This window comes from Mesorhizobium sp. M1D.F.Ca.ET.043.01.1.1 (assembly GCF_003952385.1).
Taxonomy (GTDB): domain Bacteria; phylum Pseudomonadota; class Alphaproteobacteria; order Rhizobiales; family Rhizobiaceae; genus Mesorhizobium.
In genome coordinates, this window is record NZ_CP034444.1 from 5,412,198 (window position 1) to 5,427,568 (window position 15,371).

At 64.4% G+C, this 15,371-nt stretch carries 15 protein-coding genes; 5 read left to right on the forward strand and 10 right to left on the reverse strand.

Features of this window, described 5'->3' with window-relative positions; translation table 11 throughout:
• Positions 1 to 74: 74 nt before the first annotated feature.
• A complete protein-coding gene (locus EJ067_RS26240) occupies positions 75 to 278 on the forward strand; it encodes a hypothetical protein (protein ID WP_126088078.1) in 204 nt (67 codons plus the stop codon).
• Positions 279 to 449: 171 nt separating this feature from the next.
• Here the strand turns inward: EJ067_RS26240 and EJ067_RS26245 are convergent, their stop codons facing one another.
• The gene (locus EJ067_RS26245) at positions 450 to 818 is read right to left on the reverse strand and encodes a helix-turn-helix domain-containing protein (protein ID WP_126088079.1); all 369 of its coding nucleotides are present in this window, start codon (positions 816 to 818) and stop codon (positions 450 to 452) included.
• A gap of 90 nt (positions 819 to 908) precedes the next feature.
• Here EJ067_RS26245 and EJ067_RS26250 point away from each other — a divergent pair, with 90 nt between their 5' ends.
• Positions 909 to 1,514 (forward strand): NADPH-dependent FMN reductase, encoded by a 606-nt coding sequence (locus tag EJ067_RS26250; RefSeq protein ID WP_126088080.1) that lies wholly within the window; start codon positions 909 to 911, stop codon positions 1,512 to 1,514.
• Between the two features lie 185 nt (positions 1,515 to 1,699).
• Here the strand turns inward: EJ067_RS26250 and EJ067_RS26255 are convergent, their stop codons facing one another.
• The 5 genes from EJ067_RS26255 to EJ067_RS26270 all read right to left on the reverse strand — a co-directional run bounded on the left by EJ067_RS26255 (position 1,700) and on the right by EJ067_RS26270 (position 9,258).
• On the reverse strand, positions 1,700 to 4,855 hold the full coding sequence (locus tag EJ067_RS26255; RefSeq protein WP_189510107.1) for an autotransporter outer membrane beta-barrel domain-containing protein: 3,156 nt from the start codon (positions 4,853 to 4,855) through the stop codon (positions 1,700 to 1,702).
• A 280-nt stretch (positions 4,856 to 5,135) separates the two neighbouring features.
• Positions 5,136 to 5,417 carry a hypothetical protein gene (locus EJ067_RS34970; protein WP_210211670.1) on the reverse strand — a complete coding sequence of 94 codons (282 nt, stop codon included), beginning with the start codon at positions 5,415 to 5,417 and terminating at the stop codon, positions 5,136 to 5,138.
• 99 nt (positions 5,418 to 5,516) lie between these two features.
• Positions 5,517 to 6,818 carry a glucoamylase family protein gene (locus EJ067_RS26260; protein WP_126088082.1) on the reverse strand — a complete coding sequence of 434 codons (1,302 nt, stop codon included), beginning with the start codon at positions 6,816 to 6,818 and terminating at the stop codon, positions 5,517 to 5,519.
• Positions 6,819 to 6,941: 123 nt separating this feature from the next.
• The gene (locus tag EJ067_RS26265) at positions 6,942 to 8,255 is read right to left on the reverse strand and encodes a hemolysin family protein (RefSeq protein WP_126088083.1); all 1,314 of its coding nucleotides are present in this window, start codon (positions 8,253 to 8,255) and stop codon (positions 6,942 to 6,944) included.
• 88 nt (positions 8,256 to 8,343) lie between these two features.
• Complete coding sequence (locus EJ067_RS26270) at positions 8,344 to 9,258, reverse strand: LysR family transcriptional regulator (protein ID WP_126088084.1); 915 nt, start codon at positions 9,256 to 9,258, stop codon at positions 8,344 to 8,346.
• A 122-nt stretch (positions 9,259 to 9,380) separates the two neighbouring features.
• Here EJ067_RS26270 and EJ067_RS26275 point away from each other — a divergent pair, with 122 nt between their 5' ends.
• Positions 9,381 to 10,403: an NAD(P)-dependent alcohol dehydrogenase gene (locus EJ067_RS26275; RefSeq protein ID WP_126088085.1), complete on the forward strand. Its 1,023-nt coding sequence runs from the start codon at positions 9,381 to 9,383 to the stop codon at positions 10,401 to 10,403.
• A gap of 15 nt (positions 10,404 to 10,418) precedes the next feature.
• Here EJ067_RS26275 and EJ067_RS26280 read toward each other — a convergent pair whose 3' ends face one another.
• The 4 genes from EJ067_RS26280 to EJ067_RS26295 form a co-directional block, all read right to left on the reverse strand.
• Positions 10,419 to 11,126 carry an LssY C-terminal domain-containing protein gene (locus tag EJ067_RS26280; RefSeq protein WP_126088086.1) on the reverse strand — a complete coding sequence of 236 codons (708 nt, stop codon included), beginning with the start codon at positions 11,124 to 11,126 and terminating at the stop codon, positions 10,419 to 10,421.
• Between the two features lie 76 nt (positions 11,127 to 11,202).
• On the reverse strand, positions 11,203 to 12,027 hold the full coding sequence (locus tag EJ067_RS26285; protein ID WP_126088087.1) for an extensin family protein: 825 nt from the start codon (positions 12,025 to 12,027) through the stop codon (positions 11,203 to 11,205).
• 107 nt (positions 12,028 to 12,134) lie between these two features.
• Positions 12,135 to 13,229: an extensin family protein gene (locus tag EJ067_RS26290; protein ID WP_126089748.1), complete on the reverse strand. Its 1,095-nt coding sequence runs from the start codon at positions 13,227 to 13,229 to the stop codon at positions 12,135 to 12,137.
• Positions 13,230 to 13,422: 193 nt separating this feature from the next.
• Complete coding sequence (locus EJ067_RS26295) at positions 13,423 to 13,848, reverse strand: DUF3775 domain-containing protein (protein ID WP_126088088.1); 426 nt, start codon at positions 13,846 to 13,848, stop codon at positions 13,423 to 13,425.
• 180 nt (positions 13,849 to 14,028) lie between these two features.
• Between EJ067_RS26295 and EJ067_RS26300 the strand changes: the two genes are divergently transcribed.
• Positions 14,029 to 14,565: a tetratricopeptide repeat protein gene (locus tag EJ067_RS26300; protein ID WP_126088089.1), complete on the forward strand. Its 537-nt coding sequence runs from the start codon at positions 14,029 to 14,031 to the stop codon at positions 14,563 to 14,565.
• A 272-nt stretch (positions 14,566 to 14,837) separates the two neighbouring features.
• Complete coding sequence (gene greA, locus EJ067_RS26305) at positions 14,838 to 15,311, forward strand: transcription elongation factor GreA (protein ID WP_126088090.1); 474 nt, start codon at positions 14,838 to 14,840, stop codon at positions 15,309 to 15,311.
• Positions 15,312 to 15,371 lie beyond the last annotated feature (60 nt).

A 15,371-nucleotide genomic window follows, 5' to 3' on the forward strand; every position in this document is an offset into this window, starting at 1 on the left:
CGCGCGGGTCAGGCGCTTCGCGACATCCAGTGGTTGCCTTCACCCCTCACTTTGCAGGCGTTGGAGGAAAGACAATGCGTCAACACATGCTGAACGGCTGGCTGGTGGCAGCCCTCATCGCGCTCACCTGCCTGCTCGGCATAACTGCCTATGCCGAGGTCAAAAAAGATCTTCCGCGCGTTGCCTGTACGTGTGGCCAGATGCCCCTTGGCGACCGGGCAGCGGGGCTCGGTCCCTGCACCACCGTGTGCTGCGGCAACGCGAGCCGAAGCGCCTGATGGACTGCCGGGCGGAAGACGATCATCGGCCGAACGGCGGCGGCGCGCCAGTGGGCGCGACACGGCAGCCGGACATCGGCGGACGCCATCAAGATTGAATGCTGCATACAGGCATGACGCGGGCGGGCTGGCTTTCCGCGACAACCCGCAATCGCTTGAGCCGCAAGGATTTCAGGGCTTTTTACTGTCGAATTTCGCGCGCGCTGCCTGGACTCGGCTGGTGTTCTTGCGCGCCCATTCGCCGAGCGCGCCGACCGGTACCAGCAACTCGTGGCCGAGCTCGGTCAACTCGTAGTCGACGCGCGGCGGGATGGTCGGAAACACCTTGCGCGTGACGAAGCCATCGCGCTCGAGACCGCGCAAGGTCGTGGTCAGCATCTTCTGCGAAATGCCGCCAACGGCGGTGCGCAATTCGTTGAAACGCATCGCCCCGTTGCCCAGCTTGCCGACCACCAGAACCGTCCATTTGTCGCCGACCCTTTGCAGGATCTCCGACACGGCGCGGCAATCCTCGGTGTTGAGCGGGTGCCTCAGTAACAAAAATGTGCCTCCTTGCGCGCCAATTTGTCAGTATCACATATAGCGCCGGTATCCAAACGATACCGGAAATTCCCCCGCAAGGAGAGCCCAATGTCCAAGCCCAAAATCGCCATTGTCGTCGGTTCGACGCGCGCCGCCCGCTTCGCCGACGTGCCGACGCAGTGGATCGCCAAGATTGCCAAGACACATGCCGACATCGACGTCGAGATCGTCGATCTGCGCGATTTCCCGCTGCCCTTCTTCGACGAGGTTGCCTCCTCCGCCTGGGCGCCGTCGCAGAACGAAGTGGCGCAGCGCTGGCAGAAGAAGGTCGCCGAGTTCGACGGCTTCATCTTCACCGCCGCCGAATACAATCACGCTCCGACCGCCGTGCTGAAGAACGCCATCGATTACGCAGCCAATGAATGGAACAAGAAGCCGGCCGGTTTCGTCGGCTATGGCAGCGTCGGCGGTTCGCGCGCGGTTGAACACCTTCGCCTGGCCGCCGTCGAGCTGCAGATGGCGCCGGTCAAGTCGGCCGTCCATATCGCCTGGGGCGATTTCCTGGCCGTACGTCAGGGCGAGAAGAAGCTTGAGGACATCGAGCACCTGAACCAGGCCGCTGCCGCACTGGTCAACGACGTCGCCTGGTGGGCGAAAGTGCTGAAGACGGCTCGCGCCGCCGACGCAATCGATGCAGAAGCCAAGGCGGCTTGAGCGCGCCATAGCGTATCATCCTCCCAAAATCATCTCTCGGGGCGGCGCTTGCGCCGCCCTTTTTTGCGGAAGCTTCAGCCGGCGGCCTCGGCCGGTGCAAGATTGTGCTGATGCCCTAGCGGGTTCTCGAGGCGATATGCGACTGCCGGAACGAACGCCTTCCCAGGAAAGCGGTCCGTTCGTGCTTACCACTTCACCTTGAAGCCGACGGTGCCGCCAAAAGCGTGGCTGTCGCCGAAATCCTCCAGGCTGGTGCGCGCCAGCAGCTCGCCATGGACGGAATAGCGGTCATCGGCCCAGCTCAGCGAGCCGCCGAAGCCGAGCCCGCCCCACAGCGGCTGCGTCTTGCTGGTCAGCCTGGTGCCCGAGACATCGACGTCGGAGCCGTCGAGGAAATCGTAGTAGAGATTGGCGATGCCATAGACATGCGAGCGGCTCGCCTTGTCCTTCCATTCGCTCTCATAGTCGGCCGACAGGCCCAGGCGGCCGATCAGGCTGTCGCTGCTGTCGTTGGAGACCAGCGCCCCATAGGGGTCGGTGAAAGTGTCGAAATCGACCGAGGCATAGCTGAGCTGCGCCTGCGGCGTCAGCGACCAGTTGCCCTGGAGCGCGACCTTCTGCCCGGCCTCGATGCCGAGACCATAGCCGAAGCCGTTATTGCCGTCGGCGAGTTTCGTGCCGAGCGTGGCTGAAGAGAGATCGCTGTCGAACCAGCTGAGCTCGGCCTGGGTGTCGACATAGAAGCCGTTGTTGCCGTACCAGGTGAGCGTGCCGCCGAAGCCGTAGCCGGTCGTATCGATCGAGCCGACACCGAAGGCCGAAGAGACGTCCGACTTCACCGTGCCGTAATGGACGGTGACGCCGCCGATAAGCGTTCCCGAGGCCGTTTCCGAAAGCAGCACGTCAAGGCCGGCCTGCAGCCGCCAGAGGTCCGCGTCGTAATCGGTTCCGGTCGTGGTCGTGCCGGGCTCGAACGCGCTGTGCGAGGCTTCCACGCGACCCCAGATCGGGCTGCCGCCCTGGCTGGCGCCGCCTGTCGCCGACTGGTCGACGACAGTCCGGGAACGATTGCCGATGCGCTGCTGCAGCGTGCCGAGCTGGGTGAAGCTCTGCAGCACGCCCGCATAGGCCTCGTAGACCGGCACGGCCGGCGAATAGAGCGGTGTGGTCGGCCCGCCGGGATCCACAGGGTTGATCAGCGCGGAGCGCAGATACCAGTCGCCGTCGGCCGGCGTGCTGATGCCGTTCTGATACAGCCTATAGGCATAGGCGCCGGCCACCACGGCCTGGTCGCCCTCGAAGACATAGTCGCCCTGCAGGTCGAAGTTGCCGGCCGAGACACCGCCGACATCGATGATCTTGATGCCGTCGACGGTCTGCGCGCCGGCGCCGCCAAGGCCGATCACCTTGACGTTGGCGGTGCCCGATGTGTCGCCGGTGATGATGAGCTTGTCGGTGGAAGAGGCGTCGCCGTCGAGCATCGCCTCGATCTCGACCGTGCCGCCGGCGCCGACGAAATTGCCCTGGATGATAAGCTGGCCGATCGAGTTGCCGGGCGCGATCACGCCGCCGGCCTGCAGCGTCGTCGATCCCACCATGCCGTTGCCGCCGAGAGCGCCGCCGTTGAGGATGGTGACGGCGGAATTGGCGAGCGAGCCGTTGACCGAGAGCTTGCCGGCTTCGATCGTGGTTGCGCCGCTCAGCGTATTGATGCCGGTGAGGTTGAGATTGCCCGTGCCCTTCTTGGTCAGCGTGCCGGTGCCGTCGATGATCGCGGCAAAGTTGGCGTCGACTGGTTGGTCGAAGACGAGCGCTGCGTTGTCGAGGATGTTGCCGGTGCCGAAGCTCGCCGCCTGGCCGATCAGCGTGCCGGCGGAGATCGTCGTGCCGCCGCTGTAGGTATTCGTGCCGGCGAGCGTCGTGCTGCCGGTGCCTTGCTGCACCACCGCGCCGCTTCCCGAGATCGCGCCGGAAAGGGCCATGTCGTTGGAGCGATCGAAGATGAGCGTGCCGTTGTTGGCCACGTTGCCGGTGATCGAACCGGTGGTGCCGCCATTGCCGAGCTGCAGAGTGCTGGCCGAGATCGTTGTGCTCACGGGCAGGCCGTTCCCGTAGTCGTTGTCGCCGGTCAGGATCAGTGTGCCCGCGCCGAGCTTGGTGAGCGCGCCGCCGCCGGTGATCGCCTGGCTCACCGTGAAAGCGTTGGCTGCATCGGCGATGTCGAAGCCGCCGCCCAGCGGGCCCCAATTGATAGCGCGGGCCGTCCCGGTATAGCTTTGTCCGGTCACCTGCAGCACGCCGCCATTGAAGGTCAGGCCGCCAGCGGCGTCGCCGAGGTTGGTATCGGCCGCCACTGACAGCACGCCGCGCTCGATCGTGGTTCCGCCGCTGTAGCTGCTGGCGCCGCTAAGCACGGTGGTGCCGGTGCCGATCTGGCTCACCGCGCCGCTGCCCGAGATGACGCCGACATAAGTGTAGGTGTCGGAGCGGTCGAAGGCCAAGGTGCCGTTGTTGATGACGTTGCCGAGGATCGAGCCGGTCGTGCCGCCATTGCCGAGCTGCAGAGTGCCTTGTGAAATCGTCCAGTTGGTCACGGCGGTACCCGTGCCAGCCAGAGTCCAGGTGCTCGTCCCGGTCTTCTCGAAAACGTCGAAGTTTTGATACTGCCCGGTCGGGCCGATGGCAGAGACGTCGAACGTACTGTCGGTGCTTCCGCCGAAGCGAAGGGTGTCCGTGGTCGCGGTTGCGTTGCCGACGACATTGCCCTCGATCATCGAGCCGGCTTGCAGCTCCAGCGTGATGGTGCCTGTCGTTGCGCCCGCAAGCAGCTGGATCGCATTGGCTTGGCCGGTGCCGGCGCGGATCGTGCCGCTGTTGATGATGTTGAGGCCGATTGTGGCGCGGTTGGCCTGGATGCCGGCCCCCCCGGTTCCTCCTTCAATCGCGCCGGTGTTGGTGATGGAGTCGAAACTCACATTTTCCGCCAGCACACCCGCCGCCTGGAGGGATCCGCTGGTGCCCGAGCCGCCACGGATGGTGCCATGGTTGATCAACGTGCTTGGCGTGCCCGGTCCAACGGCCGCGACGCCCGCGCCGCCTGTCGCGCCGGCCCCGCCCTCGATCAGGTTGTCATTGGTCAGAATGGAAGCACGGTTGAGCTCGATGCCTCTCCCCCCGGTTCCTGTACCAGTTCCTTGGCCGCCCCTGATCGTTCCGTTGTTGTCGAATGTCGTTACCAGTACTCGGCCGCCCAGGCCGCCATTGCCGCCGGCTGCGGCACCCGCGCCGCCCGTGATCGAGCCGTTGTTAACAACCGAGGACGCACTGGTAAGATTTCTCACATATAGTCCGAGACCGCCCGTGGTTGTGCCTGCGGTGCCTTTCCCACCCCTCAGCGCGCCGGAGATGGTGAGGGGTTGACCGCTGGTATTATCGATTGAAAGCGCAGCGAAACCGGTCCCTGCAGGTCCGGTGAGCGTGAAGCCTTGCGTGTCAATCGTCAGGGGCTTGGCCGGTATTGGCGTGGCATTTCCGACGGTCGTGAAGCTTTGGGTCATCACAATCGTCGAACTGGCGTCCGGGGAGGCATTCGCCGCAGCGATAGCGTTGTTCAGCTCTGTCTCATTGCTGACCATATAGGTTGCGGCCGAGGCCGCGCTGGGAAGCAGGCATGCGATCGCCGCGCCGCTCACACCGGCAAGAAACATCCTGCCCCGAATGCGCCGAAGCGCGCCGCCGCTCGTCTTCATTGGTCAGTCCGCCCGTAAATCTGCCGCCCATGCCGGATCGCCCCGCGCGGCGTGCCGACCAAATCGCCAAGAGGTTAACTTGGCGTTTGATTCCTGTCGCGAAGTTGAAGTGTCGATTATTGATTTGTTTCGTGCCGTTACTTAAAGGCAACATTAGTTATCCAGAATATAAGAAGTATAAATATGAGCTTTGACTTGAATACGGCAACCGCGCCAACGCCGGATATGCACAGCAGCGCGCGACGACTCGCTCTTACAGCCAGCCGCCGGAAAATCCGGCCCGCCGCAGTCCCGTGGTGATGGCAGGCACGCGGCGCATCAGTCGCCACAGGAAATCCGACCGGTAATTCTCGATCATCAGGGCGATCGGCCCCTGGTTGATGCCGACATGGTCCGGCGACACCCAGCCACAGGCCCGGCCGTCGGCGGCCGCAATCGTCGGGTTGAAGCTGGCGGTGAAGCCGTAGGGATTGCCGTCGTGCAGGTCGATCTCGTGGAAGTAACGAAGCGCCGGCAGCACGATCTCCGGTGCAAAGGGCAATGAGGTGATCGCCGCCCATGGCGACAGCGTGCCGTCGTCCGGACCAAAGGGCGCGCCGCGCGCCAGATAGCCGAAGAAACGGCGCCCACCGATCGCCAGTTGAAGTTTTTTCAGGCCCGGGCCGTCGCTCGCGGTGAAGCCCCAGCAATTCTCATCATAGCCGACGAAGCCCTTCGGATTGAGAATGGCGTAGTCGCGCTGCAGATAGGTCGCCTGGCGGCTGTTCTCGAAATAGTCGCTGCCGTGCTTGCGCATGAAAGCATCGCGGATGCCGCGGAAGTCGATCCAGATATGCGAGAACTGGTGGACGAAGAGCGGGCCGGCATAGACCAGTTCGCGTCCATAGATCTTCTTCCACTTGTAGGTGGACAGCCAGGCCGCATAGCTCTCGGGCGGGAGCGGGAAAGTCGGCGAGCCGAGACCAAGCATGTAGAGGATCAGCGCCTCGTCGTAGCCTTCCCAGCGGTAGCGCAGGAAGCCTTTTTCGGGCCGCCAGCCATGGGTGACGGTGGCGCCGCCATTCTGCGCCCAGCGCCAGTCGGCGCGGCGGTAGAGCGCATCGGCAAGCCGGCGGATTTCCAGTTCGGATTCGTCGTCGGCGTCGAAATAAGCGCCGGCGGCCAGGACGCCCGCCAGCAGAAAAGCGGTGTCGACCGTGGACAATTCGCAGTTCCAGACGCGGCGCCCGGTCTTCATGTCGAGGAAATGATAGTAGAAGCCCTTGTAGCCGGTGGCGTCGGGCTCCGGCCCGTGCGGCGCGTCGCGGAAGAAGCGAAGCGTGGCGAGCGTCCGCTCGACCGCGGCGGCGCGGGTCATGAAACCACGCTCCACTCCGACAGGATAGGACGACAAAGCGAGGCCGACGGCGGCTATGCTGGCGGGCGATCCGGCGGTGTTGCGGTCGGCGATCAGGCCGTTGGCCGGGTTGGCTTCCTTGAGGAAATAGTCGAAGGACAGACGCTGGATGTCCGAGAGAAGCTCGTCGTTCAGCGGGTGGTCGCTCGATGCATCCATGGCTGCCGATATAGACGCTTTCGCCGTGTTTCCCAGCTTTTGGCCGGTCAATCATAGGTGAGGAAGGCGAAGCCTCATAGCGCGCCAACCGACAAGCTCCCTCCAATCGGCGAATGCTGCCGACTACCGCCGCGCCATCGGGCGGTGGCCGTCCGGCAGGCGGGTGGCGATCAGCTTGTCGATGCGGCGGCCGTCGAGGTCGACCACCTCGAAGCGCCAGCCCTGGGCGTCGACGCATTCGCCGGTGGCGGGAAGGTGATGCAGATGCGACAGCACATAGCCGGCCACCGTCTCGTAGTCGCGGTTCTCCGGCAGATCGATGCCAAGTGTTTCGGCCATCTCGTCGGCCTGCATGTAGCCGGCGAGCAGCCAGGAGCCGTCCTCCCGCTTGACGGCGTTCTCCTCCTCGCCGGCCTCGAGATCCGAGCGGAAGACGCCGGTGATCGCCTCCAATATGTCGGCCGGCGTGACGATGCCTTCGAAATGGCCGTACTCGTCATGGACGAGCGCCATCGGCACGTCCGATTCCTTCAGCTTCTGCAGCACGTCCAGCGCGTCGGCCTGGTCGTGCACGATGGGTGCCGCGCGCACGTGCTGGCGCGGCTCCAGCACCTTGCCGCCAAGGATCGTCGCCAGCACGTCGCGCGTCTGGACGACGCCGACCATGGCGTCGACATTGCCGTCGCCGGCGGGCAGCCGCGAATGCTGGGTTTCCATCAGCAGCCGCCTGATGGTCGCCTCGTCTGATTGCAGGTTGATCCAGTCGACCTCGGTGCGCGGCGTCATCACGGCGCGCACCGCGCGGTCGCCGAGCCGCATGACGCCGGCGATCATCCGCCGCTCGTCGGATTCGATCGTACCGTGATGCTCGGCCTCGGCGACCAGCATCTTGATCTCCTCGTCGGTGACCTTCTCTGCCGCCTCGCCGGCCTGGCCAAGCAGCCACAGAATGGCGCGACCGGAAATGTCGAGCAGGAAGACCAGGGGCGCCGAAACGGTGGCAAGGATGGTCATCGCCGGCGCGGCGCGGACCGCGACCCGCTCCGGGTCCTTCAGCGCGATCTGCTTCGGCACGAGCTCGCCGACAATCAGCGACGCATAGGTGATGATGGCGACGACGATGCCAACCCCAACGGGGTCGGCAATATTCTCGCGGACGCCGGTCGAGGCAAGATACTGCGCCAACCGCTCGCCGAGCGTGGCGCCGGAAAAGGCGCCGGACAGCACGCCGACCAAGGTGATGCCGATCTGCACCGACGACAGGAACTTGCCGGGGTTGGAACCGAGCGCCAGCGCACGGCCGGCGCCCCTGACGTTGCGGTCGATCATCGCCTTGAGGCGGGCCGGCCGCGACGAGACGATGGCGAGCTCCGACATTGCCAGAAGGCCGTTCACCAGGATGAGGACGGCCACGACGGCGATTTCAACATAAAGCATGGGCGGTCAATAGCATTGCTGCAGCGCATTCGAAAATAGTCCGCCGCTGTTTTTGGAGCATGACATTTTTTCAAGCATGACGGCGGTTTCAGGCGGCATCCCAGGGCGGTGCCGAGAAATGGTCGACGAGCGCGTCGATGACGACCCTCACCTTCGGCGTCAGCGCGCGCGTCACCGGCCAGATAGCGTGTACGACGATGTTTTCGACCAGACAGTCGGACAGGACCATTTCCAGCTCGCCGCGCCTCAAGCTTTCCGCCGCCAGCCAGGTCGGCAGAAAGGTTATGCCGCAGCCGGCAAGGGCCGCATCGAGCATCGGCTCGCCGTGGCCGAGGACAAGCCTGGCCTTGGGCACGAAGGTCGTCAGGTGGCCGTTGGCGTTGCGCATCGTCCAGGGATGAACGACGCCCTCCCGCCCATAGCCGATGACGCTGTGACGGACGAGGTCGTCGATGGACTGCGGCCTGCCGTGCTTTTCGAGATAGGCGGGCGCCGCGCAGATTGCGGAACGCTGGGCGTAGATGCGGCGCGCCGCCAGCGACAGGCTGTCGTCAAGATCGCCCATGCGGACGGCAAGGTCGATGCCTTCCTCGATGAGGTCGACGCGACGGTCGTTGAAGGATATCTCGATCGTCAGCTCCGGGAACCGGCTGGAGATGCCGAACAGCACCGGGGCGACGCATCTGCGGCCGAAGGCAAGCGGCACGTCGACGCGAAGCCTGCCCGACGGGATCTGCCGGCGCGAGGCAAGCAGCGCCTGTCCGGCCTCGATCTCGGCCAGGGCCCGCACGCAGGCTTCATAATAGCTCGCGCCTTCGCTGGTGGGGTTGAGGCTGCGGGTGGTGCGGTTGAGCAGGCGAATGCCGAGCCTCTGCTCCAGCCGCGCAACCGATTTGCCGATCGCCGATTTCGTCACATGCAGCCGTTCACCGGCGCCGGTGAAGCTGCCAGCTTCCACGGCATGAACGAATGCGACGATGCCTTGCAGGTCGACGGCGTCCATGACGTTCCTATTGTTGAGTTCTATTCTTCAATCTGTTGCTCAATATCCCGCATCGCGGCACTATTTTCCATAGTCGATTGGCATAAATGTCTCGCGCAGCCATCAATCACGGAGCGCGACGCATGAGCACCGGCAGCAACAGGTCCTGGCAGATGACCGGATTCGGCCTCTCCAGGCTGAACCAGGTCAAAGACGAGATCCCGGAACCGGGACCGCATGGACTTCTCGTGCGGACCAAGGCGGTTTCGTTGAACTACAAGGACAAGCTGATCGTGGATGGCATGCTGATCCCCGACCTTTCCTTCCCTTTCGTGCCGACGTCGGACGCCGTGGGCGAGATCGTGGCCGTCGGCCGCGCAGTCAGCCGGTTCCAGGTCGGGCAGCGCGTGCTCGGCCAGGTGATCGCCGACTGGCCGGACGGCGATGCGCCGCCGGTGCTGCACAAGCACACGCTGGGTTCCTCGCTTCCGGGCATGCTTTCCGGGCATGTCGTCTTCGGCGAGGACGCCGCGGTGCTTTCGCCGCCATCGCTCAGCGATGCCGAAGCGGCGACGCTGCCGATCGCGGCATTGACCGCCTGGTTCGCGATGACCGAGGCGACGAGGCCGGTGCCGGGCCAGACCATCCTGATCCAGGGCACGGGCGGCGTGTCGCTGTTTGCGTTGCAGTTCGCCGCGGCGTTCGGCCTACGCGCGATCGTCACCTCGAGCAGCGACGAGAAGCTCGCGCGCGCCAGGGAACTCGGTGCCTGGCAGGTGATCAACTATCGAACGCAGCCGGCCTGGGACGAGGCAGCCCGCGACCTGACGGACGGGCTCGGCGTGAACCATATTCTCGAGATGGTCGGCGGCGACAATTCGCGGCGCTCGTTGAACGCGCTGGCCGCCGACGGCCGGATGTCGATCATTGGCCTGCTCGGCGCGACGGAAATCAGCTTCCCGGTCGTGCCGTTCATGCGCAACCGCATCACCATGCAAGGCATTTCCATCGGCCACCGCCGCTCCTTCGAACGCATGAACCAGGCGATCGAGGCGCTCGGCATCAAGCCGGTCGTCGACAAGGTCTATGGCTTCGACGAGGTGCCGCAGGCGTTCGCACACCTGGAGAAAGGACCGTTCGGCAAGATCGTCATCGCCATGACCTGAGTCTTGCAGCCACGGTCAGGGTAGCGTCCTCAACACGACGATTACCGCCATGCCGTCGGTGAAATAGGGATCGCCGCCGCCATTCCTGCCGTCTTTCGTGGCGCCGATCCCCGGTATCTCGCTGGTCGAGACCAGCATGCCGGCAGCACTGAGGTCGCGGATCAGGAAGTCGCGCTCGGCGTCGATGTCCGGGCCGATGTGATGGGTGATGGCGCCGGTGTCGTGGCTGAGTCCGACGCCGCGATCGAAGCTGGCGGCGCCCAGCCAGAGCGGCCGGCCGTCGTCGCCGACTGTGTTCGTCTGCCAGAAGCGGACGTGATGGCGCCGGTCGGCGCTGTCGCCGACGGGCTTTTCGAAGGCAAGGTCCTGGGCGCGGCCTTCGAACAGCAGGCGGCTCATCGGCGCGTCGGGATAGGGACGGGAGAACAGTACACTTTCGCCGATGTCGATCGCGGTCCGCAGCGTGACGGCATCGGCCGTGTCCCAGCCGGCGACGGCAAAGGCGTGGACCACTTCCTTCCCGGTGCCGACAAGGCCGACGTTGATCGGGTCGCCCGGAATCCCCTGCGGCGTGTGCGTCACCATCTCGAAGCGCTGCGTGTGGAAGCCGCGCTCGCGCCAGGTCCAGAATTCCGGCGCGGCGAGATAGGCAAATGCCAGGTAGAAGGCGCAGAAAGCCGCCAACCAGATCGCCGCGCGCCGCCTCAGGCTTCGCTCACTCACGAGAGACCGCTCCCGAACCTGTTCGCGGGCACTCTATGCCGCGTTCGGCGGATTGGGCAGTAGGCTGTGCGGCCGGTCAACGGCAGGCGCGGTAGCCGTTCCTGCGGTTCTTGACGTCGAAGTGGAAGTGGTTGCGGTGGTCGTAATTGTAGCCCGGGCCGAGCACCGTGTTGAAATACTGGCAGCCGTCGGCGCGCACATTGTTGAGGAAGCCGCGGGTGCGGAAGGCGAACAGGCCCGGCTTGCGCACGTCGATGTCGTCGCCGTTGTTGAGCTCGATGCTCATGACGTCGAGCGCGTTGCCCTTGCCGTGTTCCGACAGGACGCCTTCGCCGGCGATGTTGCGGCAGGAGTAGCTCGACCCCTGGTGGATGGCCTTGACGCCGGAGAAATAGCGCCAGCGGGCGGCCGGCACGAGCTCGTTCCTGGTCCAGGCGGCAAAGGTGGCGGCCATGTTGCAGGTCAGGGTGGCGGCCGGCTTCATCTCGACGCTGCCGATGGCCGAGACCTTCACCGGGAAGTCGATGCCGCACTGGCCTTCGTGGATCGGCTGGACGTCCTGGTAAACGACGCCCATGCGTTTCAGTTCGTCGCGGCAGTCGATCTCGCTGGCCGGCATCTGCTCGGGCGATGACATTGGCTCATCCATGCGCGGATAGGCGGCCTGGGTCAAATACGGATCGGACGGGACGAGCCTCTGCATGCCGGAATATTGCGCCGCCTCGGGCACGGCGGCGGTCTGGCTGCCGACATCGACTGCCGGCTGCAGCGAGAAGACGTCGCCGGTCGTGCAGGCCGAGACCGCCGTGATCGCGAGCCCTGCTGTCAGTCTGACGGCTGCGGAGCGCGCACGAGTGTTCAGTCGCGCCAAAGCGAGGCTGGCGCCAAATATTCGGGCCATCGAAAGGCATCCTGTCCCCGGATGGCACAAGTCTAGTCGGCAAGAGTAAAGGAAAGATCAGCGCCGGTATTCACGCCTGAGGCCGAATTGCGGCATCTGTCCGGCCACTATTGGCAGAAGGTCCCGCCATGCCGCCTCGGTTCGAGGTCGAGATGGAAGTGCAGCGCATGGTCGGCGTCGCTGCCCGGACCAAGCACGGTCTTGAACGGCCCGCAGGCCGCCTTGCGGATCATATTCAGGAACTTTCCATCCTTCTCGGGCGGGGCCGGTCCGACTTCGATCTTCTTGCCGTCCGACAAGGTAAAGGAAGCGATGTCGAGCGCATTGCCGAAGGCGTGTTCCGACAGCTTGCCGCCGCCGTGGCGCGGGCGGCAGACAAAGGCGGATGCCTGGTTGATCGATTTGAGATCGGCGCCGAATTCTTCCCTCACGGCCGGCCGGACGACATCGGCGGCAAAACGCGCTGCAGCCTCGGCCATCCGGCAGTTGAGCTCGGTTCCGGAACCGATGCCGATCGATTTCCCAAGCGTTTTCAGGACGATGGGGTAGGGGATCGAGCAGCCGATCACGGCATCATGCTCGGCCGTGTGTTCCTCGAATTCGACGCCGAGCGTCTTCAGCCGGTCGCGGCAGGCAACTTCCTCAGCTGGCATCTTGTCGGCGGGCAGTTCAGCGGAACGCGGATCGGGGAGCACTTTCTCCTGGTTCGCCTGTGCGGGCTTTTCCGGCGGCTTTGGCGCGGTGGCGGGCGGTTCCGGCTCCAATTCGGGCGGCTTTTCCGGCGGCGTGGGGGCGACAGCGGGCGGCTTTCCCGCCGGTTCCGCCACGTCGGGTCTCAATGTCGGAATCGGCACCTGGGCCGGCGCCTCAGGTTCGCTTTCCATATCGGTTGACGGCTCCGCGGTCGAAGGCTCTGGACGCCCCTGCCTTTCCTGACGAGGCTTTTCTTGATCGAAGCGGGCGGATGCGCCAGCCTCCTTTTGACCGGCAGCCTTTTGCTCTTCCTTCGTCGCGGGGTCGGTCCTTTGCGCTTCCGCGGGCCGTGGCTCCGGTACCGGAACATCGGCGGGCAAGGCCGGCTGGTCCTGCGTTTGCTGTTGCGTCAGCTGCGGCGCGATATGCCGCTTGCCCCGCGATCTCACGCGCCGCTTGCTGCTCGGTCTCAGGGGCTGATCGGCCCGCTGCGTCAACGGCTGCTCCATGCGCGGTGTCAGCGGTTGCCTGTGGCGATGCCTGGCATCGGCCGGCGTGACCAGCAAGATGGCCGCCGCCAAGGGCAGCGCCAGTCTGCAAAATCCGGAAAAGCTCAGCGTTGCCATCGGCCGGAAACGGGCCCGGCACTGCAAGGTTGCCTTGGAGGCGGCGGCGTTGCGATCAAAATCCGTTACCGGCCCGTTACGCGCCGATCGCCTCGAGGCCTTCCTCCAGCCAGTCGGCGAGCTGCGGCAGTCCGAGCAGGTACTTTGCGGTGCGCTTGTTGGCGCGCTCGCGCGCAGCCGCCACCGCCTCGATCCATTCGGAAGCCTCGTAGTCGCCGCGGCCCACCCAGGCCAGCGCGACGAGCTCGGCCGCTTCATCGACGTTGAGGTCGTTGATCAGCTCGCGGAATTCCTCCTCGGTCAAGTCTTCCGAGGCTTCCTCGACAAGGCCGTCATGGTGGTGGCTGGCGTGCCTGTCGCCGTCGAATTCGACCTCGTGCTCGGCGCCGTCGTCGTAATCCTCGTTGACGGCGGCGCTCAGCGCCTTGGCCTTCAGAATGAACAGGCGCACCGTATCCGGGTCGATGGAAAGATCCCATTCCTTCTCGAGGCGCTGCTGCACTGGCCTTTCTCCTCGTGGTGCGCTCGACTGATGATAGCTGATTTGCGGCCCGCGTCACGTCCGTTCGCAAACAGCTGAACCGCTTGGACTTTTAAAATAGTTCGGCCGCCACCGGCTTTTCGGGATGAAACCGCATCAAGGCGGCGTTATTCTGCCATTGTCACGCTCAAGGAGGCACCGATGCGCAGACGATTGCTTGTACAGGTCTTGGCTGTTGCCGTTAGCCTGCCGCTGTTCGCGGCGCCCGCATTCACGGCCGGCGAAGGTGGTGGTAGCGGTCAAACCACTACCCAGTGCAAGAAGGGCGAGGTCTGGGATAAGAAGAAAAACAAATGCGTAAAGCCGCAATACGGCATGCTGGATGACGACAGCATCTACGAGGCCGGCCACGATCTGGCGATGGCCGGGCGCTATGACGAGGCGATCTCGGTGCTGACGCTCGCCGCCAACAAGCAGGATCCGCGCATCCTCAACTATCTGGGCTATTCGCACCGCCATTCCGGCCGCGTCACGGTCGGCCTCGGCTATTACGAGGAAGCGCTGCGCATCGACCCGAACTACACGCTTGTGCGCGAATATCTCGGCGAGGCGCACCTGCAGATCGGCGATCTTGCCGGCGCCCAGCAACAGCTGATGGAGATCGAGAAGCGGACCGGCAAAGGCTCGCGCGAGTATGGCATGCTGTCCGAGCAGATCGATCATTTCCTGAGAAGCTGATCCTCTCCCAAGCTTTCGAACCGGCTGCGCGCAATCGCAGCCGGTTTTTTGCTGCCCGGTCGCCGCATCTACAGCCGGACGGCCTCGCGAAAGCGGTGATGAATTAGCCAAGCTTCATTTTTGGACGTGAAAATCGCGCGAAGATCGCTATATTCGGGGAAATTGTGGTGAAACGGTTCCGTTAGCCCGAGGCTGCCGGACCGTTTTCTTTTTGTACCCAACGACAAGGCTATCCCCGAAAAGCGGGGGTGGCGGCAAGAAAGGTCAGGCAAATGATCAAGGTCCCGATGACAGGCGAGGGGTTCGCGTCATTGAAGGAAGAACTGCGCTGGCGCCAGCAGGAAGAGCGTCCGCGTATCATCGAGGCGATCTCCGAAGCGCGCTCGCATGGCGACCTTTCCGAAAATGCCGAGTACCACGCTGCGAAAGAGTCGCAGAGCCACAACGAGGGTCGTGTCAACGAACTCGAGGACCTGATCGCGCGGGCCGAGGTCATCGACGTCTCGAAGCTTTCCGGCGACAAGGTGAAGTTCGGCGCCACCGTCGTGCTGGTCGACGAGGACACCGAGGAAAAGAAGACCTATCAGATCGTCGGCGACCAGGAAGCGGACGTAAAGTCCGGCCGCATCTCGATCTCCTCGCCGATCGCGCGCGCCCTGATCGGCAAGGAAGTCGGCGACGCCATCGAGGTCAACGCTCCGGGCGGCGCCCGCGGCTACGAGATCGTCCAGGTGCAGTTTATCTAGCGGCTTCTGCACGTCTAGCGCGTTTCACCGTTTCACGGAAACGGCGAAACGCCCTATCTC